2 protein-coding genes and 1 pseudogene are annotated in these 2,637 nt (G+C 73.9%); 2 read left to right on the top strand and 1 reads right to left on the bottom strand.

Going from position 1 to position 2,637, the window contains the following annotated elements:
* Positions 1–93 (bottom strand): annotated as a pseudogene (locus ABZ318_RS39415) (EamA/RhaT family transporter); the annotation flags it as partial.
* Between the two features lie 101 nt (positions 94–194).
* On the opposite strand from ABZ318_RS39415, the gene ABZ318_RS39420 reads away from it, so the two are divergent.
* Entirely contained in the window at positions 195–1,373 is a 1,179-nt protein-coding gene (locus ABZ318_RS39420) for a DUF4190 domain-containing protein (RefSeq protein WP_356907224.1), read from the top strand.
* Between the two features lie 150 nt (positions 1,374–1,523).
* The gene (locus ABZ318_RS39425; RefSeq protein ID WP_356907225.1) at positions 1,524–2,276 is read left to right on the top strand and encodes a GntR family transcriptional regulator; all 753 of its coding nucleotides are present in this window, start codon (positions 1,524–1,526) and stop codon (positions 2,274–2,276) included.
* The last annotated feature ends 361 nt before the right edge of the window (positions 2,277–2,637 follow it).

Genomic DNA, 2,637 nt, shown 5'->3' on the forward strand with positions numbered 1-2,637 from the left:
CATCGAGGCCGTCGTCGGGCCGACCTCCGCGACGACGCCGTACTGCAGCAGCATCGCGTACCCCGTCCCGAGCGCGCCGAGTGCGATCACGGAGACCTCGGCGTCCCCCGCCCGTCCGCCCCTCCACTCCGCCGCGTACGATGCGCGCCCGAGCGTTTGTTCGCATCGCCCGCCCGCAACAGGAGCACGTACCCGTGGAGCCGAGCCAGCCGACCCCGCCGACCCCGCCTCCCGCGGGTGGCCCGCAGCCCGGGGGATGGCCCGCCCCCGGCCCGTACACCTCCCCGGGAATGCCGTACGCGGCCGGCCCCTACGGCGGGCCGCCCGGAGCACCGGGGGCCGCCCCGTACGGCCGGCCGCCGCGGCGCTCCACCAACGGACTCGCCATCGCCTCCCTCGTCTCCGGCATCGTCTGCTGCCTCCCGCCCCTCGGTCTGGTCCTCGGCCTCGTCGCCCTCCCGCAGATCAGGAAGAAGGAGCAGACGGGCAGGGGACTCGCGATCGCCGGCATCGCGCTCTCCGCCGCCAGCTCCCTGCTGCTCGTCGTCGGCCTCGCGAGCGGCGGCTTCAGCTCGGCGTGGAAGGGCTTCCAGAAGGGCATGGACGAGGCCGCCCGCTCCGAGGGGGCGTACTCGCTGCGTACGGGGCAGTGCTTCATCGACGGCAACAAGGGGGAGAAGTACGCGACGGACGTGAAGGTCGTCGACTGCGCCCGCCCGCACGACGGCGAGGTCACCGGGGACTTCAAGGTGACCGGCTTCGACAAGTGGCCCGGCGACGGCCCGATCGACCGGATCGCCGAGACGCGCTGCGAGGCGATCAGCTCCTCCTACGCGCTGGACACCTGGAAGATCCCCCGGGACGTCTGGACCTCCTCCTACCAGCCCACCGGCCAGAGTTGGCGCCGCGGCGACCGGATGGTGACCTGCGTGCTCGCCACCGAGAAGACGCCGTTCAGCGGCTCCCTGCGCTCCGACTCGACCAGTCTGTCCCCCGATCAGGAGCACTTCCTGCTGAGCCTCAACCCGATCGAGAGGCTCAGCTACGAGGAGCCGGAGGACGACCCGGACGAGGACTTCGAGGCCAACCGGAAGTGGGCCGGTGAGCTGCTGGCCGCGATCGACTCGGCCCGCGCGGGCCTGCGGGACCACGACTGGCCCGACACGTCGAAGGCCGCGCTCGCGGCGCTCGGCAAGGAGCTCGACACGGCCTCGAAGCACTGGGGCGAGCTGGCCACGGCGACCGACGCGGACGCCTACTGGGAGGCGTACGACGCCGCCTGGGAGGCCCTTCCCGAGGACCTGGGCGCCGACGCGCGGACCGCGCTCGGCCTGACGGGCGCACCGCCGGCGGGTGAGGGCACCCAGGCCTGAGAGGGGTCGAGGGGTCCGGACGAGATCTTCCCGAGTGGCCGCGGGCGGCCGAGATTGTCATCACTTCGAGTGAAACTCTGGCCCATGCTTGCGGATCGCGACCGTCGGTTGTCACGCTGTAGCTGTCAGTCAACCTGAGGGGAGTGTCCAGTGACGTTCGGTGAGCAGCCCGCCTACCTGCGCGTGGCGAGCGATCTACGGGAGAAGATCGCCAACGGCTCGCTTCCGCCGCATACCCGCCTCCCCTCGCAGGCACGCATCCGCGAGGAGTACGGGGTGTCGGACACCGTCGCGCTGGAAGCCCGCAAGGTGCTCATGGCCGAGGGGCTCGTGGAAGGGCGGTCGGGCTCGGGGACCTATGTGCGCGAGCGTCCCGTGCCCCGGCGGATCGCCCGCTCCGGCTACCGTCCCGCCTCCGGCGCCAGCCCCTTCCGCCAGGAGCAGGCCGCCGAAGGGGTCCGCGGCACCTGGGAGTCGAGCAGCGAGCAGGAGCCGGCGAGCGTCGAGGTGGCCGAGCGGCTCGGCATCGAGCCGGGGGAGCGGGTGATGCGCACGCGGTACGTGTACCGGGACGGGGGCGAGCCCATGATGGTCTCCACCTCCTGGGAGCCCCTCGCCGTCACCGGCCGGACGCCCGTCATGCTGCCCGAGGAGGGCCCTCTGGGCGGCTGCGGCGTCGTCGAGCGCATGGCGGCCATCGACGTGGTCGTGGACAACGTGGTGGAGGAGGTGGGGGCCCGGCCCGGCCTCGCGGAGGAGCTCCTCGCCCTCGGCGGGGTGCCGGGGCACGTGGTCATGGTCGTGGAGCGCACGTACTACGCCTCGGGCCGCGCCGTCGAGACGGCCGACGTCGTCGTCCCGGCCGACCGCTACCGCCTCGCGTACCACCTGCCGGTGCGCTGACCGCGCCGACCGCTCGGCGAGCGGGGCGGTTGCTGGGGCTGGAGGGAGGGGCGGACCGTCAGTCCTCATGGCGGGGCGGCGGTGACGGGCCGACAGCCCCCTGGGCGGGGCGGAAATGGCGGCCCGCCAGTCCCTGCGGCCGGGCAGGGTGGCGAGCGGTCAGCCCCCGGGCCGCGCCGCGACGGCGGACCGTCAGCCGCGCGACTCCGCGGCGGCCGCACGCCGCCGCCGGCAGCCGTCACGAGCCGCTCCTGCCGCGCTCCTCCCGTAACCGCCCGCCCACGCCCGCCGCCCAGCCTGTCCGCGGCGTTGTTCCGGCCCTTGCAGTGGTGGTTGGAGGAGAGGAGCCAGCCAACGCCGC

Origin of the sequence: Streptomyces sp. NPDC006197 (assembly GCF_040613865.1) — a bacterium.
Lineage (GTDB): Bacteria > Actinomycetota > Actinomycetes > Streptomycetales > Streptomycetaceae > Streptomyces.